Here is a 19,351-nt window from a genome sequence, read left to right as displayed (position 1 = left end):
CACTCCGCCCTGACGCAGCAATTGCGCTACACTGCGCCGCTTGTACAGATCGAAGAGTTTGAAGGACAACCATGACGTTCAAGGCGCCGGACAGCCTCGCCGAGCAAATCGCTTCCCACCTCGCCGAACGCATCATTCGCGGCGAAATGAAGCCCGGGGAGCGCATCCAGGAACAGAAGGTCACGCTGGCCCTCAATGTTAGCCGTGGTTCGGTTCGCGAGGCCTTGCTGATCCTCGAGCGTCGGCACCTGATCGCGATCCTGCCGCGACGGGGCGCTCACGTCACCGAGCTCACGCCGCACAAGGTGCGGAGCCTGTGCACGCTGATGAGCGAGCTCTATATTCTGCTCGGTAACTCGGTGGCCAGCGCCTGGAAAACCCAGGCCGACATGGCGCCGTTCGTGCAGATCCAGCAACGTCTGACTGCCAGCTACGAGCGTCAGGACATCCGCACGTTCGTCGACGACAGCTTCAATGTGATGCGTGCCGCGTACCCGTTCGCCAACAACCCGTACTTGCAGGAAACCGTCGAGAATCTGCAGCCGGCCATGAGCCGTGCCTATTTCCTCGCGCTGGACCAGCGCAAAGCGTCAATGAGCGAATTCCTCGAGCTGTTCGAACGCTTGCTTGCTGCCGTGCTGGCCCGTGACTTTCCGCAGATCCGCGAAGTGCTGACGGCTTACGCCCAGCGCAGTTGCGATCTGGTGGTTTCTGCCCTGACGGACGCCTGAGCGTGCGGCTCAAGTGCATCAAGCTGGCGGGGTTCAAATCCTTTGTCGACCCGACCACGGTGAACTTCCCCAGTAACATGGCGGCGGTGGTCGGGCCCAATGGCTGCGGCAAATCGAACATCATCGACGCCGTACGCTGGGTGATGGGCGAGAGTTCGGCGAAGAACCTGCGCGGCGAGTCGATGACCGACGTCATCTTCAACGGCTCTACCAGCCGCAAACCGGTGAGCCAGGCGAGCATCGAACTGGTGTTCGATAACTCCGACGGCACCCTGCTCGGTGAGTACGCGGCCTATGCGGAAATTTCCATTCGCCGCAAAGTGACGCGCGACAGCCAGACCACCTATTACCTCAACGGCACCAAGTGCCGGCGTCGCGATATCACCGACATATTCCTCGGCACCGGCCTTGGCCCGCGCAGCTACTCGATCATCGAGCAGGGGATGATCTCCAAACTGATCGAGTCCAAGCCCGAAGACCTGCGCAACTTTATTGAGGAAGCCGCGGGCATCTCCAAATACAAGGAACGCCGGCGCGAGACCGAAAACCGCATTCGTCGTACCCACGAAAACCTTGAGCGCCTGACTGACCTGCGCGAAGAGCTTGAACGTCAGCTCGAACGCTTGCACCGCCAGGCCGAAGCCGCCAAGAAGTATCAGGAATTCAAGGGCGAGGAGCGTCAGCTCAAGGCCCAGTTGTCGGCCCTGCGCTGGCAGGCGCTGAACGATCAGGTCGGCCAGCGTGAAGCGATCATCGGTAACCAGGAAGTTTCTTTCGAAGCCCTGGTGGCCGAACAGCGCAATGCCGACGCGAGCATCGAGCGCCTGCGTGACGGGCACCACGACCTGTCGGAACGCTTCAATCTGGTGCAGGGGCGCTTCTACTCGGTCGGCGGCGACATTGCCCGGGTCGAGCAGAGCATCCAGCACGGTCAGCAGCGCTTGCGGCAATTGCAGGACGACCTGAAAGAAGCCGAGCGCGCGCGCCTGGAAACCGAGTCTCACCTCGGCCATGACCGCACACTACTGCTGACACTCGGCGAAGAGCTGGACATGCTCACCCCGGAGCAGGAAGTCACCAGCGCCGCCGCTGAAGAGGCCGCTGCCGCGCTGGAAGAATCCGAAACCACCATGCATGGCTGGCAAGAGCAGTGGGATACGTTCAACCTGACCGCCGCCGAGCCGCGCCGTCAGGCCGAAGTGCAGCAATCGCGGATCCAGCAGCTGGAAACCAGCCTGGAGCGCCTGGCCGACCGCCAGAAGCGTCTTGGCGAAGAGCGCGCCTTGCTCTCGGCGGATCCGGAAGACGCGGCGATCATGGCGCTCAATGAGCAACTCGCTGAATCCGAGGCGACCCTCGAGGATTTGCAGACCAGTGAAGAGGCTCAGGTCGAAAAGCTCGAGCAACTTCGCCAGCAATTACAGCAAACGCTGACGGCGCAACAACAGGCCCAGGGCGATTTGCAGCGGCTCAACGGTCGACTGGCTTCGCTCGAAGCCTTGCAGCAAGCCGCGCTCGATCCGGGCACCGGCACCGCCGAATGGCTGCGCGAACAGAATCTCGCTGATCGCCCTCGTTTGGCCGAAGGCCTCAAGGTTGAGGCTGGTTGGGAGCTGGCGGTAGAGACTGTGCTCGGCGCCGACCTGCAAGCGGTACTGGTGGATGACTTCAACGATTTCGACCTGTCGGGTTTTGCCCAGGGCGATTTGCGTTTGCTCAGCCCCGCCAGCGATGGCCTACGGGTGCCGGGCAGCTTGCTGGATAAGGTCGAGGCGCAGATCGATCTGTCGCCTTGGCTGGGGCAGGTCAAACCGGTCGACAGCCTCGAACAGGCCTTGGCCTTGCGCGGCCAACTGGCGGCTGGACAGAGCCTGATCAGTCGTGACGGTTACTGGGTCGGTCGGCATTTTCTGCGCGTGCGTCGGGCCAGTGAAGCGGAAAGCGGCGTGCTCGCCCGGGGTCAGGAAATCCAGCAGCTGGGCCTTGAGCGCGAAGAGCGCGAAGCGGCTGTCGAAACCCTGGAAACCCAACTGCAGAATCTCAGGGCGCAACAGCGTCAGCAGGAAAACGGTCGCGAACATTTGCGCCGTTTGCTGCAGGACGAAGCCCGCCAGCAAGGTGAACTGAAAGCTCAATTGTCCGCCGGCAAAGCCAAGGCCGAGCAATTGACCTTGCGCCGCAAACGTCTCGACGAAGAGCTCACCGAGCTGGACGAACAGCGGGCCCTGGAGCACGAACACATCGGCGAAGCGCGCCTGCAATTGCAGGAAGCCCTCGACAGCATGGCGCTGGACACCGAACAGCGTGAGTTGCTGCTGGCACAGCGCGACAGTTTGCGTGAACGCCTGGACCGGGTGCGTCAGGAAGCGCGGCAACACAAGGATCACGCCCATCAGTTGGCGGTGCGTCTGGGCTCGCTCAAGGCACAGCACGATTCCACGCGCCAGGCGCTCGAACGTCTGCAGATGCAGTCCGAACGCCTGACCGAAAAACGTGAACAGCTGAGCCTCAACCTGGAGGAGGGCGAAGCGCCACTGGAAGAGCTGCGCCTGAAACTCGAAGAGCTGCTCGACAAGCGCATGACCGTCGACGAAGAACTCAAGACTGCGCAGATCGCCCTCGAAGACGCCGACCGCGAACTGCGCGACGCCGAGAAGCGCCGCAGCCAGGCCGAACAACAATCGCAGTTGATTCGCAGCCAGCTCGAAACCCAGCGCATGGAATGGCAGGCCCTGACCGTGCGCCGCAAGACCTTGCAGGACCAGTTGCTGGAAGACGGCTACGATCTCCACGGTGTACTCGCGACGTTGACCGCCGAGGCCAGCGAAAAGGAGGCCGAGGAAGAGCTCGAGCGCATTGCCGCGAGGATTCAGCGCCTGGGGGCGATCAACCTGGCGGCCATTGATGAATACCAGCAACAATCGGAGCGTAAACGGTATCTGGATGCGCAGAACGACGATCTGGTGGAAGCCCTTGAAACGCTTGAGAACGTGATTCGCAAGATCGACAAGGAAACCCGCAACCGTTTCAAGGATACCTTTGATCAGATCAATGGCGGTTTGCAGGCGCTTTTTCCAAAAGTTTTCGGTGGAGGCCGCGCTTATTTGGAACTGACGGGCGAAGATTTACTCGATACAGGGGTAACAATCATGGCGCAGCCGCCAGGAAAGAAGAACAGCACCATCCATTTGCTCTCCGGTGGCGAAAAGGCCCTGACCGCATTGGCCCTGGTTTTTGCGATCTTCAAGTTGAACCCGGCGCCGTTCTGCATGCTCGATGAGGTTGACGCGCCGCTGGATGACGCTAACGTTGGACGCTACGCGCGGTTGGTAAAAGAGATGTCGCAGACAGTGCAGTTCATCTATATCACCCACAACAAGATCGCCATGGAAATGGCCGAACAACTGATGGGTGTGACGATGCACGAACCCGGCTGTTCACGTCTGGTGGCAGTGGATGTCGAGGAGGCGATGGCGATGGTGGACGCCTGAGCCGTGGCTGCAGGAAGGGGAGTTTACGGTTTGTAGGACTCTTTTACTGGCTGCGACTTGCTGGCCAATCGACATATTCGCGCTAGCCAACGTGGTAGACGGTGTAAAGTTACCTTTGGTCGTGCTAGTTTAATGTCAATTTTTCGTATACGTGGGCAAAACGCCTGTCAGAACATAGAGTTGGCGCCACGTTTTAAAGCGGTTTACAGGTTGTAAACCCCTTATTTTTCAGCATTTTTTATAGAGGCACGGGATTACATGGAAATCGGTCTGCGCGAGTGGCTGATCGTCATCGGCATTATTGTCATTGCCGGTATTCTTTTCGATGGCTGGCGCCGTATGCGCGGCGGCAAGGGAAAACTGAAGTTCCGTCTTGATCGAAGTCTGTCCAGCCTGCCGGACGAGGACAGCAGCGCCGAGCTGCTGGGCCCGCCACGTGTGCTGGACACGCATAAAGAGCCGCAACTGGACGAGCACGATCTGCCGTCGGTGAGCATGCCGGCCCGCGAGCCTCGCGAGTCGGGTTCCAAGCGCGGCAAGCGTAGCCACGGCGAGCCTTCCCAGGGTGACATGAACCTCAGCCTGGATCTGGACGGCGGCCCGAGCTTCAGCAGTCGCGACGACGATTTCCCGGATAACACCAAGTCTTCGCCATCGGTCAGTGAAAAAGATCAGCCGCAAGCTGAAGAAGTGCTGGTGATCAGCGTGATCTGCCGCGACGCTGCCGGCTTCAAGGGCCCGGCGCTGTTGCAGAACATTCTGGAAAGCGGCCTGCGTTTCGGCGAGATGGATATTTTCCACCGTCACGAAAGCATGGCGGGTAACGGTGAGGTGCTGTTCTCCATGGCCAACGCCGTCAAGCCTGGCGTATTCGACCTGGACGACATCGACCACTTCAGCACTCCGGCAGTGAGCTTCTTCCTGGGTCTGCCAGGCCCTCGCCATCCGAAGCAAGCCTTCGACGTGATGGTGGCCGCGGCGCGTAAATTGTCCCAGGAGCTTAACGGCGAACTGAAGGACGACCAGCGCAGCGTACTGACCGCCCAGACGATTGAGCATTACCGTCAGCGCATCGTGGAATTCGAGCGTCGTGCACTGACCCAGAAACGTTGATCTAATGGCTGGGCAGGCTTCTGTGGCGAGGGGGCTTGCCCCCGCTGGGCTGCGAAGCAGCCCCATCCGCGACATCGAATTCGCCGGCATTGCGGCGGCTTCGCCACCGAACGGGGGCAAGCCCCCTCGCCACGAATGCAGCCCCTTGCTGGGCCAAAATATGAAAATTGAGCAGCCTCGGCTGCTCTTTTGCTTTATGAGAGAACACCTATGACCGCCGCCAAGAACCGTATTTTAGAGCTGCGCGCTGAGCTGGATCAGCACAACTATCGTTATCACGTGCTGGACGAGCCGAGCATTCCGGACGCCGAATACGATCGCTTGTTCAACGAGCTCAAGGCCCTTGAGGCGGCCAACCCCGAATTGATCACCAGCGATTCGCCGACCCAGCGAGTCGGCAGTGCGGCGCTGTCGGCGTTTACCCAGGTGCGTCACGAAGTACCGATGCTCAGCCTCGGCAACGCCTTCGAAGAAACCGACATGCGCGAGTTCGACCGCCGGGTGACCGAAGGCCTGGACCTGCCGGCCGGCGACCTGTTCGGTGGCGGGGCGACAGTCGAATACAGCTGTGAACCGAAGCTCGATGGCCTGGCGGTCAGCCTGCTGTATCAGGATGGCGTACTGGTACGCGGCGCCACGCGCGGCGACGGCACGACCGGCGAAGACATCAGCGTCAACGTGCGCACCGTGCGCAACATTCCGCTCAAGCTGCACGGCACCGGTTGGCCGGCGACGCTGGAGGTGCGCGGCGAAGTGTTCATGTCCAAGGCCGGTTTCGAGCGGCTCAACGCCACGCAACTGGAGGTCGGCGGCAAGACCTTCGCCAATCCGCGCAACGCGGCGGCGGGCAGTTTGCGGCAGCTCGATTCGAAGATCACCGCCAACCGTCCGCTGGAGTTCTGCTGCTATGGTATCGGCCAGGTGTCGGCGGACATTGCCGATACGCACGTCGGCAATTTGCAGCAGCTCAAAGCCTGGGGCATGCCGATCAGTCATGAGCTGAAACTGGCGCACGGTATCGCTGAATGTCTGGATTACTACCGCGACATCGGTGAGCGTCGCAATGCGCTGCCCTATGAAATCGACGGCGTGGTGTTCAAGGTCAACAGTATTGCCTCCCAGCGCGAGCTGGGTTTCCGCGCCCGTGAGCCGCGTTGGGCCATCGCCCACAAATTCCCGGCGATGGAAGAACTCACCGAGCTGCTCGATGTGGAATTCCAGGTCGGCCGCACTGGTGCGGTGACGCCCGTGGCGCGTCTGAAGCCGGTCAAGGTCGCGGGTGTCACGGTGGCCAACGCCACATTGCACAACATGGATGAAGTGGCGCGCCTGGGTTTGATGATCGGCGACACGGTGATCATTCGTCGCGCCGGTGACGTGATTCCGCAAGTGGTGCAAGTGGTGATGGAGCGCCGCCCTGAGAATGCGCGGCCGGTACAGATTCCAGAGACATGCCCGGTGTGTGGTTCCCATGTCGAGCGTACGCAACTGATCAAGCGCAGCAAGGGCCGCGAGACGGTCAGTGAAGGCGCGGTGTACCGCTGCGTCGGCCGCCTGGCCTGTGGCGCGCAACTCAAGCAGGCCATCATTCACTTCGTTTCCCGTCGCGCCATGGACATCGAAGGCCTGGGTGAGAAGAGCGTTGAGCAACTGGTCGACGAAGGTCTGGTGAGTTCGCCGGCCGACCTGTATGCCCTGACGTTCGAGCAAATTGTCGACCTGGAAGGCTTTGCCGAGCTGTCGAGCAAGAACCTGCTCGGCGCCATCGAAGACAGCAAGAAGCCGGGCCTGGCGCGGTTCATCTACGCCCTCGGGATTCCCGATGTCGGCGAGGAGACGGCCAAGGTGCTGGCGCGCTCCCTGGGTTCGCTGGAGCGGGTGCAGCAGGCCTTGCCGCAGGTGCTGACGTATTTGCCGGATGTCGGGTTGGAAGTCGCGCACGAGATCCACAGCTTCTTCGAGGATGCACATAACCAGCAGGTGATCGCTGATTTGCTCAGGCATGGCATGCAGATTCAGGATCAGGGCGAGTTGGGGGCCGAGTTTGCCGCAAGCACGACGTTGGGTGGTTTTCTCGACAAACTGCATATTCCATCGGTCGGTCCGGGCGGGGCACAGAAGCTGGCAGACAAGTTCGGCTCGCTGCAGGCGGTGATCGGTGCTGACTGGCTCGATATGCGTCAGGCGCTGCCGGAGAAACAAGCCAACTCGGTGCGTGAGTTCTTCGCGGTCGAGGCCAATCGCCAATTGGCCGAAGCGGCCGAGCAGCAACTGGCCGATTTCGGTATGCACTGGCAGAGCGAGAAGAAGGTCGTCGAAGGCTTGCCGCTGGCTGGTCAGACCTGGGTATTGACCGGCTCGCTGGAGCTGATGAGCCGCGATATCGCCAAGGAAAAACTCGAAAGCCTGGGGGCCAAGGTTGCGGGCTCCGTGTCGGCCAAGACTCACTGTGTGGTGGCCGGGCCCGGCGCGGGCTCCAAGTTGACCAAGGCCAATGAGCTGGGCCTGAAGGTGCTGGATGAAGAAGCGTTTGTAGAGTTTCTGCGCGAGCACGATATTTCGGTGTGAAGCCATTCGCGAGCAAGCCCGCTCCCACATTCGACCGCGTTCTCTCTGACGGAACGGGGCCAAATGTGGGAGCGGGCTTGCTCGCGAAGGCGATTTCAGTACCCCGGCAGAAAGCGGGAACGATCACGTCACGGGAATGATCTAGTCTTGGCAAGCTCCAGGGAGAGATCACCATGTACCGTTTCTTCGAACAGCTCAGTTCGCGCATTACCGCACCGTTCATGGGCGAAAGCTCGCGCAACAGCAAAGTCTGGCCCTGTCGTTGCGGGCAGTCGCTGTTCTTTCGCAACAGCCAGTGCCTGGCGTGTTCGGCAGCCCTTGGGTATCAGCCTGAGCAAAGCCGTTTATCTTCGCTGCAACCGGGCGAACACCCCGACACCTGGTGGCTCGACGCCGATCCGGAGGCTGGGGCGTTCCGCCGCTGCGCCAATCTCGATTCTCCTGCTGCGTGTAATTGGCTGCTCCCGGCTAATCATCACGAAACCTTATGCATCGCTTGTAGCTTGAATCGCACGATTCCCGACCTGTCGATCGCGGACAATCACGAACGCTGGCGCAAGGTGGAAACCGCCAAGCGCCGGCTGATCGCGCAGTTGCTCAGCCTGGGGTTATCTGTTATCCCGAAATCCGTGGACGAGGCGACGGGGTTGGCGTTCGATTTCATCGGTGTCGACCTGGAAGGCAAACTGCCCACCACGGGCCATGCCAACGGGCTGATCACCCTCGATATCAAGGAGGCCGACGATGCCCATCGCGAGCAGGTGCGGGTGCAAATGCACGAACCCTATCGCACGCTGCTCGGGCATTTCCGTCACGAGGTCGGGCATTACTACTGGGATCGATTGATCGCTGACAGCCATTGGCTTGAGCCGTTTCGTGGATTGTTTGGCGATGAGCGCGCCCGTTATGCCGATGCCCTCGAGCGGCATTATCAGCAGGGTGCACCGCTCGACTGGCAGCAGCACTACGTCAGCGCCTACGCGACCATGCACCCGTGGGAAGACTGGGCGGAAACCTGGGCGCATTACCTGCACATGATGGACGCCGTGGATACCGCGCTGGGCTTTGGCATGAGTGCCCGGGAAATGGATTTCGACTATCAGCCGTTTCCACCCGAAACCCTCTACGATCCGCAGCATCCCGGTGGCGCGGCGTTTCTGACGTTCGTCAATGCGTGGATCGAACTGGCCGGCATGCTCAATGAGCTGTCGCGCAGCATGGGGCAACCGGATTTTTATCCGTTCGTCCTGCCGCCGGCGGTAATCGCCAAGCTGCACTTTATCCACCTGGTGATTCAGCGGGAGGGCGGCAGGGCGGATGAGATGCTTCAAGCACAATAGCAAGTGCTTGAACCCCCTCATGTTTTTAATCTGAAACCAACGGTTGTAACTTCGCCTCAGATAGGTACAATGGCGCGGCTCGCCGACAGGTGAGCGTCGTTATGGTGACCCTATCGGTCCCCCCGCAACGATCAGCCGTGAACCCGGTCAGGCCTGGAAGGGAGCAGCCGCAGCGGTGACATTGTGTGCCGGGGTGTGGCTGGTAGGGTTACCACCTTAACGCTACGCGAGTGTTCTCTCGCGTTATCTTTCTGAAACAGACTTTTGCTAACTGCCAGGATCTTGTCCGGGGCGGTTTTTTGTCGTTTGCGGTTTATCCACAGCCGCAGGCTCGCCACCGATATACAGCCGGACAATCTCATCGATCTCGCCGGACATCTTCATCTGCACCAGGGTGCTCAGAATGCGCTGCACCGGGACTTGCGGGTCGTTGCGCACGTAGCAACCGATACGGTGTTCCTGCAGCACCGCCACGCCTTGCAGTTGCTGTTCCGGCAGCAGGCGTTGATTGAACCGGTCCAGGCTCCATTGATTGCTGACGGCATAGCGATTGCGGCCGGCCAGGAGTTTTTCCAGCACCTGTTCCTGATTGCGAGCGTCGTCGCGATGCAGTTGGCCACCGTCGAACAGCGGCTGCAGGGTCGGGTAGCTGTAGCCCAGCACGGTGCCTATGGGCTGTTGCGGCAAATCGGCGGGTTTGACTGTGGTGGGCGGCGCATGCCGGGCGATCAACACGTCAGGTTGAGTGAATAGGGGGATGCTCCAGAGATAATCGCCGGACGGTTTGGGCAGCCACGATTGCGCGGCATAGCAGCGCACATCGACCTCGCCTTGCTCCATGGCGTTTTGCACCCGCCCGCGGGGCAATACATGGAATTCGGCCGGTACGCCGACCCGAGTCGCGAGGCTGACCATCACGTCATACAGGATGCCCTGGGTCGGCTGACCCCGTTCAAGTTGCACCATGGGCATGGTCCAGCTGTCGGATATCACGAAGCGCAGCGGCGCTTGCGCGGCCACGCCGTCCAGGCTGATCAACAGCAATATCCCCAAGGCCAGCCGCATAAACACTCCATTAAATGCCTGCGATGTGCAGCTTAGCCAGAATAGACGAGCGCACCGGATGCAATTTGTGCCTTGCTCCGCTAGCATTAGCCGCTTCTGCTTCCTTCGCTGCGACGGTTTTCGATGAGTTATCAGGTTCTTGCACGTAAATGGCGTCCGCGCTCGTTCCGCGAAATGGTCGGCCAGACCCATGTGCTCAAGGCTCTGATCAATGCCTTGGACAGCCAGCGGCTGCACCACGCGTACCTGTTTACCGGTACCCGGGGGGTCGGCAAGACCACCATCGCGCGGATCATTGCCAAATGCCTGAACTGTGAGACAGGTATCACTTCGACCCCCTGTGGCGAATGCTCGGTGTGCCGCGAAATCGACGAGGGCCGCTTTGTCGACCTGATCGAGATCGACGCCGCGAGCCGCACCAAGGTCGAAGACACCCGCGAGTTGCTCGACAACGTGCAGTACGCCCCGAGCCGTGGGCGCTTCAAGGTCTACCTGATCGACGAAGTGCACATGCTCTCCAGCCATTCCTTCAACGCACTGCTCAAAACCCTCGAAGAGCCGCCACCCTACGTCAAGTTCATCCTGGCCACGACCGACCCGCAGAAACTTCCTGCAACGATTCTGTCGCGGTGCCTGCAGTTCTCCCTGAAGAACATGACGCCGGAACGCGTCGTCGAGCATTTGACCCACGTGCTGGGCGTCGAGAACGTGCCGTTCGAAGACGATGCGCTGTGGTTGCTGGGCCGTGCCGCCGACGGGTCGATGCGTGATGCCATGAGCCTGACCGACCAGGCGATTGCCTTCGGTGAAGGCAAGGTCATGGCCGCCGACGTGCGGGCGATGCTCGGGACCCTCGATCACGGGCAGGTCTATGACGTCCTGCATGCGCTGATCGAAGGCGATGCCAGGGCGTTGCTCGAAGCCGTCCGCCACCTGGCCGAACAAGGCCCGGACTGGAATGGCGTGCTCTCGGAAATTCTCAATGTGCTGCACCGCGTTGCCATCGCCCAGGCCTTGCCGGAGGGTGTCGATAACGGTCACGGCGACCGTGACCGCGTGCTGGCACTGGCCCAGGCTTTGCCGGCCGAAGACGTGCAGTTTTATTACCAGATGGGCCTGATCGGCCGACGCGACCTGCCGCTGGCGCCGGATCCCCGGGGCGGTTTTGAAATGGTGCTGCTGCGGATGCTGGCGTTCCGGCCCGCAGACACTGCGGATGCCCCGAGACAACCGCTAAAGCCAGTGGGGATCAGCCAGGCCACAGTTGATTCCGCAAATTCAGTGGCTGCCGCGCCGGTTGTTGCGCCGGTAGTCGCTGCGGCCGTTGCACCGATCGCGGCTGCGCCGCAAGCGCCAGCGGCGGCTCCAGCGCCTGCACCGGAGCCGATCGTTGTGCCAGATCCTGCGCCTGTGCCTGTGGTTGAAGCGGTTGTGGTCGAAGAGGTTGTCGACCTGCCGTGGAATGACCCGGTCGAACCCGCACCCGTTCAGCAGCCCGCAGTGGAACCGGTGCTGGAAACCGCCAGCGAACAACCCGAATTACCGCCGATACCACTGCCGACGCCGGACAGCGTGGTGCCGGACGCCCCGGAGTGGGCCGCCGCGCCAATCCCGGAGCCTTCGGTGGCCGACGTCGATGCCGCGACGCCGGGCATGGACCTGGATGACGAGCCGCCGCTGGACGAGGATTACATCGAGCCGGACATGGATTCGGCCTACAGTTACCTCGACGAACTGGCCAGCGAGCATGCCGCCGATCCGGCTCCGGAGCCCGAGCCTGAGCCCGCGGCAATGCCGGCCACCGGCCTGGCCCTGCAATGGCTGGAGCTGTTCCCGAAATTGCCGATTTCCGGCATGACCGGCAGCATCGCCGCCAACTGCACGCTGATCGCGGTGGATGGCGACAATTGGCTGATGCACCTGGACCCGGCCCACAGCGCCTTGTTCAACGCCACTCAGCAGCGTCGCCTCAACGATGCGCTGAACCAGTATCACCAGCGCACGCTGACCCTGAGCATCGAGCTGATCAAGCCCGAGCAGGAAACCCCGGCACAAGCGGCGTCCCGTCGCCGCGCCGACCGGCAGCGCGAGGCGGAGGAATCGATCCACGGTGATCCGTTCATCCAGCAAATGATGCAGCAGTTCGGTGCGGTGATCCGTAACGATACTATTGAACCTGTCGACGCCCTGGTCACTCAGGGCTAATAACTGAAGGCGCTCGGCTACACTCCGCCGGGCGCTGTTTTTATCCAAGTACTTTTGAGGTGATTACCATGATGAAAGGTGGCATGGCCGGCCTGATGAAGCAGGCGCAGCAGATGCAGGAAAAAATGGCCAAGATGCAGGAAGAGCTGGCCAACGCCGAAGTCACCGGTAAGGCCGGTGGCGATATGGTCACCGTGGTGATGACCGGTCGTCATGACGTCAAGAGCGTCACCATCGACCCAAGCCTGGTTGAAGGCCTGAGCGAAGACGACAAGGAAATGCTGGAAGCGGTCGTCGCGGCAGCGGTCAACGACGCCGTGCGCAAGATCGAAGCCAACAGCCAGGAAAAAATGGGCAGCATGACTGCCGGCATGCAACTGCCACCGGGTATGAAACTGCCGTTCTGATTCGCCTTCAGGCAGCAAATGAGCTACAAAAAATGCCAGGCATTGCGCTTGGCATTTTTGTTTCTGGCATTGGAAATGTGGTGTCTGAATTGCCGTCATCGCGAGCAAGCTCGCTCCCACAGTGGATTTGTGTACGGCGAGAATCCCCTGTGGGAGCGAGCTTGCTCGCGATGAAGTCACCCCCGGTGCAACTGAAAACACATCGAACGCCATACCGCCACAAAGGTCTGCTCCCTATATCACTGAACCCCATTGTTCACAGGAGACGCTGCCATGTCCGACCCCATTCCCCTCAATCAACGTATTGTCCTGGCTTCTCGCCCGGTCGGCGCGCCAACGCCGGAAAACTTCCGCATGGAGCGGGTGGCGCTACCGGATCTGGCCGACGGTCAGGTGCTGCTCAAGACCGTTTTCCTGTCGCTGGATCCCTACATGCGCGGACGCATGAGTGATGCACCGTCCTACGCGGCACCGGTGGAAATCGGCGAAGTCATGACCGGGGGCGCGGTCAGCCGGGTCGAGCGTTCCCTTAATCCAAAGTTTCAGGAAGGTGATCTGGTGGTCGGTGCCACCGGTTGGCAAAGCCACAGCATCAATGACGGGCGCAGCATCATCCCGGTGCCCAAAGGCCTGCCCAGTCCTTCGATGGCCCTCGGGGTGCTGGGCATGCCGGGCATGACCGCGTACATGGGGCTGATGGACATCGGCCAACCCAAGGCCGGCGAAACCCTGGTGGTGGCAGCCGCATCCGGCGCGGTAGGTTCGGTGGTCGGCCAGGTGGCGAAGATCAAAGGCCTGCGCGTGGTTGGTGTGGCGGGTGGCGCGAACAAGTGCCGTTATGTCGTCGAAGAACTGGGCTTCGATGCCTGCATCGACCACAGGAGCCCGGACTTTGCTGAGGAGCTGGCACAGGCCTGTCCCAAGGGTATCGACATTTATTATGAAAACGTCGGTGGCAAGGTATTCGACGCCGTGGTGCCGTTGCTCAATCCCAAGGCGCGGATTCCACTCTGCGGCCTGATTGCCTCCTACAACGCCTATGAAGCGCCGAGCGGACCGGATCGCCTGCCACTGTTGCAACGCACGCTGTTGACCAAGCGTGTGCGCATCCAGGGCTTCATCGTGTTCGATGACTATGGTGATCGCCAACCGGAATTCCTCAGCGCCATGGCGCCGTGGGTACGCGATGGCAAGGTGAAGTTCCGCGAGGACGTGGTCGATGGCCTGGAACAGGCTCCCGACGCGTTCATTGGCCTGCTGGAGGGCCGCAACTTTGGCAAACTGGTGGTTCGGGTTTCCCGGGACTGAGTAATTGACGCTGCAATTTGACGCTAAACCGAGGCGCGGGTATAAACCGCGTCTCGTTGTTTTGTCGGACTTTTCCACCATGAGCTTCAGCCCTTTGATTCGCCAACTGATCGACGCCCTGCGAATTTTGCCCGGCGTGGGTCAGAAAACCGCCCAGCGCATGGCGTTGCAGTTGCTCGAACGTGACCGCAGCGGTGGCTCACGACTGGCACTGGCCCTGAGCCAGGCGATGGAAGGGGTCGGCCACTGCCGTTTGTGCCGTACGCTGACTGAAGATGATCTCTGCCCGCAATGCGCCGATACCCGCCGCGACGACACCTTGCTCTGCGTGGTGGAAGGTCCGATGGACGTCTATGCGGTGGAGCAGACCGGTTACCGCGGCCGCTATTTCGTACTCAAGGGGCATCTGTCGCCGCTCGACGGTTTGGGCCCGGAGGCCATCGGCATTCCGCAATTGATGGCGCGGATCGAAGAGGCCGGTACTTTCACCGAAGTCATTCTGGCCACCAACCCGACCGTGGAAGGTGAGGCCACCGCGCACTACATCGCCCAGTTGCTCAGCAGCAAAGGCCTGATCGCCTCGCGCATCGCCCACGGCGTACCGCTCGGTGGTGAGCTGGAACTGGTGGATGGCGGCACGCTGGCGCATTCGTTTGCCGGGCGCAAGCCGATTTCGCTCTGAGTTGTGCGGTGTCTTTACTGGCGCCCTTCGCGAGCAAGCCCGCTCCCACAGGGGATTGCATTCCAAATGTGGGAGCGGGCTTGCTCGCGAAGGGCGCGCCCCGGTTTCACCGATTCACACAATCCTGTTGAAAACCAAGCAAGCGCTCGGTTAACTTCACTGACCCCTTCAGTGGAGCTCGCCGATGTCTGCCTTTCAGGAATACTTCGACCCCAACCACCAATTGGTCCGTGACAGCGTCAGGCGTTTCGTCGAGCGCGAGATTCTTCCTGATATCGAACAGTGGGAAGAAGCCGAAAGCTTTCCTCGCGCGCTCTATCTCAAGGCCGGCGCGGCGGGGATTCTCGGCATCGGTTACCCCGAAGCTTACGGAGGCAGTCATGAGGGGGATTTGTTCGCCAAGATTGCCGCCAGCGAAGAGTTGATGCGCTGCGGCTCAGGCGGGCTGGTTGCCGGCCTGGGTTCGCTGGATATCGGCTTGCCGCCCATTCTCAAGTGGGCCCGCCCCGAAGTGCGTGATCGTGTGCTGCCGCAGGTGCTGTCGGGAGAGAAGATCAGTGCCCTGGCCATCACCGAGCCCGGCGGTGGCTCCGACGTCGCCAATCTGCAAACCCGTGCCGTGCGCGACGGCGGTTTTTACCGGGTCAGTGGCAGCAAAACCTTCATCACCAGCGGCGTGCGCGCAGATTTCTTTACCGTCGCGGTGCGCACTGGCGAGCCAGGTTTCTCTGGCATCAGCCTGTTATTGATCGAGAAGGGCACGCACGGTTTCACCGTAGGACGGCAGCTGAAGAAAATGGGTTGGTGGGCGTCAGACACGGCTGAACTGTTCTTCGACGATTGCCGGGTGCCCGCAGGAAATCTCATCGGTGCCGAGAACATGGGCTTTGCCTGCATCATGGGCAATTTCCAGAGCGAACGCCTGGCCCTGGCATTGATGGCCAACATGACTGCACAGCTTGCACTGGAAGAGAGCCTGAAATGGGCGCGCCAGCGGGAAGCCTTTGGCAAGCCGATCGGCAAGTTCCAGGTGATCAAGCATCGTCTCGCCGAGATGGCGACCGCGCTGGAAGTGTCCCGGGAGTTCACTTACCGCCAGGCCGCGAAAATGGCGGCGGGGCAGAGCGTGATCAAGGAGATTTCCATGGCCAAGAATTTCGCGACGGATACGGCAGACCGGATCGTCAACGATGCGGTGCAGATATTGGGTGGGCTGGGTTACATGCGCGAGAGTCTGGTGGAGCGGCTGTATCGCGACAACCGGATCCTGTCGATTGGCGGGGGGACGCGGGAAGTGATGAACGAGATCATCAGCAAGCAGATGGGGCTTTGAGTTTGGTGGTGTGGCGGCTGACGCCATTCGCGAGCAAGCCCGCTCCCACATTCGATCGTGTTCTTTCAGGAAGAATACAGTCCAGTGTGGGAGCGGGCTTGCTCGCGAAGGCGTCAGTACAGGCGCCAGATTACTTATCAGTCAGCGCAAACTGCGTCAGGCAGAACGTAGGAATGCCCATGTCTTCCAGACGCTGCGAACCACCCAGCTCCGGCAAGTCGATAATCGCCGCCGCTTCATGCACGCGCGCGCCCATGCGGCGGATCAGGTTGGCTGCCGCAATCAGGGTACCGCCGGTGGCGATCAGGTCATCGAACATCACCACCGAATCGCCTTCGCACAAGCTGTCGGCGTGCACTTCCAGGAAGGCTTCGCCGTATTCGGTCGCATAGCCCTCGGCCAGCACTTCGGCCGGCAGTTTGCCTTGCTTGCGAAACAGCACCAGCGGCTTGTTCAACTGATAGGCCAGTACTGAACCGATCAGGAAGCCACGGGCGTCCATGGCGCCGATATGGGTGAAGTCAGCCTCGACATAACGATGGGCGAAGCTGTCCATCACCAGCCGCAGGGCCGTGGGCGACTGGAACAGCGGGGTGATGTCGCGAAAGATCACACCCGGTTTCGGGAAGTCGATGACAGGGCGGATAAGGGATTTGATGTCGAAGGAGTCGAAGGCCATAGTCGAAGAATCCTGGCAGGGCTGCAAACGACAAAGTATAACGGCGGCTGAACCGTTTCGCTCAGCCGCAACGGTTTGTTTCAGCTTTCCAGTGAGCCACCGGCCAGGGCGCAAAGCTGGATCGGGTCGATAATCCGGATTTCCTTGCCTTCTGCCGCGATCAGTTCGTTTTGCTGGAAGCGCGTAAAGACGCGGGACACGGTTTCCACCGCCAGGCCCAAGTAGTTGCCGATTTCGTTGCGCGACATGCTCAGGCGGAACTGATTGGCGGAAAAGCCCCGGGCGCGGAAGCGTGCCGAGAGGTTGACCAGGAACGTGGCGATGCGTTCGTCGGCGGTCTTTTTCGACAGCAGCAGCATCATCTGCTGGTCGTCACGGATTTCGCGGCTCATCACGCGCATCAACTGACGGCGCAACTGCGGCAGCTGCAGGGCCAGTTCGTCGAGACGTTCAAAGGGAATTTCGCACACTGAAGTGGTTTCCAGGGCTTGCGCCGACACTGGATGCTTTTCGGTGTCCATGCCCGACAGGCCGACCAGTTCGCTGGGCAGGTGAAAACCGGTGAGCTGTTCTTCGCCGGTGTCGCTCAAGCCGAAGGTCTTGAGGGCGCCAGAACGGACGGCGTAAACAGAATCGAAGGTATCGCCCTGGCGGAACAGAAATTCGCCTTTTTTCAGCGGTCGGCCACGTTTGACGATTTCGTCCAGCGCATCCATGTCTTCCAGATTCAAGGAAAGTGGCAGGCAAAGAGGGGCCAGGCTGCAATCCTTGCAATGGGCTTGATTATGAGCGCGCAGTTTTACTGGCTCGGACATTTCTTCAATCCTTGTGGGAAAACACACATAAGATGTAAGGGTAACTCACCCAGGCAGATTGAGGCCAGTCCGTGGCGCTTTGTCGCAGCGGCCTAGATCACCCGGGAAAAGCGCTGGCGCCCGTGTTGTTCCAGATACGCATCGAAAACCATGCACACCGAGCGCACCAACAATCGCCCGGCGGGCAGGATGGTGATCCTGTCGCGGTCGAGTTCGATCAGCCCGTCTTTGGCCATGTCTTGCAGTTGGGGCCAGAGTTCGCCGAAATAGCCCTGGAAGTCGATGTTGAATGCCTGTTCGATGTCGGAAAATTCCAGGCTGAAGGTGCAGATCAATTGCTGGATGACCGCACGCCGCAGGCGGTCGTCGGCGTTGCATGACAGGCCACGGCTGGTGGCCAGTTGCGACGCTGCGAGCGCGTTCTGATACTGATGCAGGTCGCTGGTGTTCTGGCAGTAAAGGTCGCCGATCTGGCTGATCGCCGAGACACCGAGGCCGATCAAATCGCAATGACCGTGGGTGGTGTAGCCCTGGAAGTTGCGTTGCAGGGTCGATTCTTCCTGGGCGATCGCCAGCTCGTCGTCGGGAAGGGCGAAGTGGTCCATGCCGATGTAGCGGTAACCGGCGCTGATCAGTTGTTCGATGGTGCGCTGCAGCATTTCCAGCTTCTGCGCGGGTGTCGGCAGTTCATTGCTGTTGATGCGTCGCTGCGGCATGAAGCGTTCCGGCAGGTGGGCGTAGTTGAACACCGATAACCTGTCCGGTTGCAGCTGGATGACCTCTTCGACGGTGCGGGCGAAGTTTTCCGGCGTCTGTTTCGGCAGGCCGTAGATCAGGTCGATATTGATCGAACGAAACTGCAAGGTGCGGGCGGCGTCGATCACGGCGCGGGTTTCTTCCAGGCTTTGCAGGCGATTGACCGCTCGCTGGACCGCCGGGTCGAGGTCTTGCAGGCCGATGCTGACCCGATTGAAACCCAGTTCGCGCAGCAGGCCCATGGTCGACCAGTCGGCCTCGCGCGGGTCGATTTCGATGCCGTAGTCACCGGAGTCGTCGTTCAGCAAATTGAAGTGTTTGCGCAAATGCGCCATCAACTGGCGCAGCTCGTCGTGGCTGAGAAAAGTGGGCGTGCCGCCACCGAAGTGCAGTTGCTCGACTTTCTGCTTGGGGTCGAGGTGGCAGGCGATCAACTGGATTTCCTGTTCCAGGCGCTGCAAGTAGGGCTGCGCCCGGCCGCGATCCTTGGTGATGACCTTGTTGCAGGCGCAGTAATAGCAAATGTTCGCGCAGAACGGTACGTGCACGTACAGCGACAACGGGCGTTGGGCCTTGCGGCTGTCGCGCAGGGCATGGAACAGGTCAAAGGTGCCGACCTGGCTGTTGAATTGCACGGCAGTCGGGTATGAGGTGTAGCGTGGTCCCGCCAGGTCATAACGGCGGATTAGATCAGTGTCCCAACGAATGGCGTCGAGCATCATGCGGGCATTCCCCGGATAGGCTGGCAGTGTCAGCCACTTTATGCGAGGGCGGGTTGGGGGATCTTGATTTGCATCAAGGGTGTCATTGCCAAACATCACCCTGTAGCAGCTGCCGAGCCTGCGAGGCTGCGTTCGG

The 19,351-nt window shown here is 60.7% G+C and carries 14 protein-coding genes and 1 other RNA gene; 11 read left to right on the top strand and 4 right to left on the bottom strand.

Translation table 11 applies throughout. From position 1 onward, the window contains the following. Nucleotides 1–71: 71 nt before the first annotated feature. The 6 genes from ABIA48_RS05470 to ffs all read left to right on the top strand — a co-directional run bounded on the left by ABIA48_RS05470 (nucleotide 72) and on the right by ffs (nucleotide 9,451). Entirely contained in the window at nucleotides 72–731 is a 660-nt protein-coding gene (locus tag ABIA48_RS05470) for a GntR family transcriptional regulator (RefSeq protein WP_429487329.1), read from the top strand. 2 nt (nucleotides 732–733) lie between these two features. After that, nucleotides 734–4,222, top strand: coding sequence for a chromosome segregation protein SMC (smc, locus tag ABIA48_RS05465; protein ID WP_429487328.1), 3,489 nt, complete (start codon nucleotides 734–736; stop codon nucleotides 4,220–4,222). A gap of 258 nt (nucleotides 4,223–4,480) precedes the next feature. Next, on the top strand, nucleotides 4,481–5,335 hold the full coding sequence (gene zipA / locus ABIA48_RS05460) for a cell division protein ZipA (RefSeq protein WP_429487327.1): 855 nt from the start codon (nucleotides 4,481–4,483) through the stop codon (nucleotides 5,333–5,335). 210 nt (nucleotides 5,336–5,545) lie between these two features. After that, complete coding sequence (gene ligA, locus ABIA48_RS05455; protein WP_429487326.1) at nucleotides 5,546–7,903, top strand: NAD-dependent DNA ligase LigA; 2,358 nt, start codon at nucleotides 5,546–5,548, stop codon at nucleotides 7,901–7,903. Nucleotides 7,904–8,076: 173 nt separating this feature from the next. Then, nucleotides 8,077–9,243: a zinc-binding metallopeptidase family protein gene (locus tag ABIA48_RS05450; protein WP_429487325.1), complete on the top strand. Its 1,167-nt coding sequence runs from the start codon at nucleotides 8,077–8,079 to the stop codon at nucleotides 9,241–9,243. Nucleotides 9,244–9,354: 111 nt separating this feature from the next. Beyond that, an RNA gene (gene ffs, locus ABIA48_RS05445) (signal recognition particle sRNA small type) lies at nucleotides 9,355–9,451 on the top strand. Nucleotides 9,452–9,510: 59 nt separating this feature from the next. On the opposite strand, the gene ABIA48_RS05440 is transcribed toward ffs, so the two are convergent. After that, nucleotides 9,511–10,308, bottom strand: coding sequence for a substrate-binding periplasmic protein (locus ABIA48_RS05440; protein ID WP_429487324.1), 798 nt, complete (start codon nucleotides 10,306–10,308; stop codon nucleotides 9,511–9,513). A gap of 123 nt (nucleotides 10,309–10,431) precedes the next feature. On the opposite strand from ABIA48_RS05440, the gene dnaX reads away from it, so the two are divergent. From dnaX to ABIA48_RS05415, 5 genes are all read left to right on the top strand, one after another. Further along, on the top strand, nucleotides 10,432–12,513 hold the full coding sequence (gene dnaX / locus ABIA48_RS05435) for a DNA polymerase III subunit gamma/tau (protein WP_429487323.1): 2,082 nt from the start codon (nucleotides 10,432–10,434) through the stop codon (nucleotides 12,511–12,513). A 68-nt stretch (nucleotides 12,514–12,581) separates the two neighbouring features. Then, nucleotides 12,582–12,920, top strand: a complete 339-nt coding sequence (locus ABIA48_RS05430) for a YbaB/EbfC family nucleoid-associated protein (RefSeq protein WP_007985911.1) — start codon at nucleotides 12,582–12,584, stop codon at nucleotides 12,918–12,920. Between the two features lie 273 nt (nucleotides 12,921–13,193). Continuing rightward, nucleotides 13,194–14,228 carry an NADP-dependent oxidoreductase gene (locus ABIA48_RS05425; RefSeq protein ID WP_429487322.1) on the top strand — a complete coding sequence of 345 codons (1,035 nt, stop codon included), beginning with the start codon at nucleotides 13,194–13,196 and terminating at the stop codon, nucleotides 14,226–14,228. 79 nt (nucleotides 14,229–14,307) lie between these two features. Further along, nucleotides 14,308–14,910, top strand: coding sequence for a recombination mediator RecR (gene recR / locus ABIA48_RS05420; RefSeq protein WP_007985916.1), 603 nt, complete (start codon nucleotides 14,308–14,310; stop codon nucleotides 14,908–14,910). Between the two features lie 184 nt (nucleotides 14,911–15,094). Further along, a complete protein-coding gene (locus ABIA48_RS05415; protein WP_429487321.1) occupies nucleotides 15,095–16,243 on the top strand; it encodes an acyl-CoA dehydrogenase family protein in 1,149 nt (382 codons plus the stop codon). A 130-nt stretch (nucleotides 16,244–16,373) separates the two neighbouring features. Here ABIA48_RS05415 and ABIA48_RS05410 read toward each other — a convergent pair whose 3' ends face one another. From ABIA48_RS05410 to hemN, 3 genes are all read right to left on the bottom strand, one after another. After that, complete coding sequence (locus ABIA48_RS05410) at nucleotides 16,374–16,922, bottom strand: adenine phosphoribosyltransferase (RefSeq protein ID WP_085716790.1); 549 nt, start codon at nucleotides 16,920–16,922, stop codon at nucleotides 16,374–16,376. 80 nt (nucleotides 16,923–17,002) lie between these two features. Continuing rightward, nucleotides 17,003–17,737, bottom strand: coding sequence for a fumarate/nitrate reduction transcriptional regulator Fnr (gene fnr, locus ABIA48_RS05405; RefSeq protein ID WP_310063058.1), 735 nt, complete (start codon nucleotides 17,735–17,737; stop codon nucleotides 17,003–17,005). Between the two features lie 92 nt (nucleotides 17,738–17,829). Further along, complete coding sequence (hemN, locus tag ABIA48_RS05400) at nucleotides 17,830–19,212, bottom strand: oxygen-independent coproporphyrinogen III oxidase (RefSeq protein WP_429492802.1); 1,383 nt, start codon at nucleotides 19,210–19,212, stop codon at nucleotides 17,830–17,832. Nucleotides 19,213–19,351: the final 139 nt, after the last annotated feature.

The organism is Pseudomonas sp. S30_BP2TU TE3576 (genome assembly GCF_050436025.1).
Taxonomy (GTDB): Bacteria; Pseudomonadota; Gammaproteobacteria; order Pseudomonadales; family Pseudomonadaceae; genus Aquipseudomonas.
The sequence above is the reverse complement of the archived record's forward strand: the minus strand, read 5'-3'. Positions and strand labels throughout refer to the sequence as shown.

Bases quoted from the DNA above. Each gene is read 5' to 3' on its own strand.
- fnr (WP_310063058.1), bottom strand. From the start codon at position 17,737: ATGTCCGAGCCAGTAAAACTGCGCGCTCATAATCAAGCCCATTGCAAG.
- ABIA48_RS05430 (WP_007985911.1), top strand. From the start codon at position 12,582: ATGATGAAAGGTGGCATGGCCGGCCTGATGAAGCAGGCGCAGCAGATG.
- ABIA48_RS05470 (WP_429487329.1), top strand. From the start codon at position 72: ATGACGTTCAAGGCGCCGGACAGCCTCGCCGAGCAAATCGCTTCCCAC.
- ABIA48_RS05425 (WP_429487322.1), top strand. From the start codon at position 13,194: ATGTCCGACCCCATTCCCCTCAATCAACGTATTGTCCTGGCTTCTCGC.
- hemN (WP_429492802.1), bottom strand. From the start codon at position 19,212: ATGCTCGACGCCATTCGTTGGGACACTGATCTAATCCGCCGTTATGAC.
- ligA (WP_429487326.1), top strand. From the start codon at position 5,546: ATGACCGCCGCCAAGAACCGTATTTTAGAGCTGCGCGCTGAGCTGGAT.
- ABIA48_RS05410 (WP_085716790.1), bottom strand. From the start codon at position 16,922: ATGGCCTTCGACTCCTTCGACATCAAATCCCTTATCCGCCCTGTCATC.
- ABIA48_RS05450 (WP_429487325.1), top strand. From the start codon at position 8,077: ATGTACCGTTTCTTCGAACAGCTCAGTTCGCGCATTACCGCACCGTTC.
- ABIA48_RS05415 (WP_429487321.1), top strand. From the start codon at position 15,095: ATGTCTGCCTTTCAGGAATACTTCGACCCCAACCACCAATTGGTCCGT.
- recR (WP_007985916.1), top strand. From the start codon at position 14,308: ATGAGCTTCAGCCCTTTGATTCGCCAACTGATCGACGCCCTGCGAATT.
- ABIA48_RS05440 (WP_429487324.1), bottom strand. From the start codon at position 10,308: ATGCGGCTGGCCTTGGGGATATTGCTGTTGATCAGCCTGGACGGCGTG.
- dnaX (WP_429487323.1), top strand. From the start codon at position 10,432: ATGAGTTATCAGGTTCTTGCACGTAAATGGCGTCCGCGCTCGTTCCGC.
- zipA (WP_429487327.1), top strand. From the start codon at position 4,481: ATGGAAATCGGTCTGCGCGAGTGGCTGATCGTCATCGGCATTATTGTC.